The following is a 306-nucleotide window of genomic DNA, read 5'->3' as shown; positions in this document are numbered from 1 at the left end:
CCCAACTGGTAGAAGGGTAGAGAATGCCGGTAAACTACGCTCAACAGGATTTGAAGTTGCCTTGAATTACGATATAGTTAGGAATGATGCCCTAACCTACAACTCGGGTGTAATTGTTTCTCGCAACAAAACCGTCTTAAAGGAATATCTTACTCCGCAGGAGATGAGAGGATCCCTAGGTGCTCCTGGACAGAATGATACCGATATGATTCGCATTAAGGAAGGCGAGGAAATTGGTCAGATCTGGGGTCCCGTATTTAGCGGCGAGGTTATCGATGGAAGTCAGCAATTTGTAGACCTTAACAA

Annotated in this window: 1 pseudogene; it reads left to right on the top strand. The window is 45.1% G+C overall.

Annotated elements, in window-relative coordinates:
- Positions 1-306, top strand: a pseudogene (locus tag F1E73_RS17795) (SusC/RagA family TonB-linked outer membrane protein); the annotation flags it as partial.

The sequence above is a fragment of the Arenibacter lacus genome (assembly GCF_008711145.1).
Taxonomy (GTDB): Bacteria; Bacteroidota; Bacteroidia; order Flavobacteriales; family Flavobacteriaceae; genus Arenibacter; species Arenibacter amylolyticus.
The sequence above is the reverse complement of the archived record's forward strand: the minus strand, read 5'-3'. Positions and strand labels throughout refer to the sequence as shown.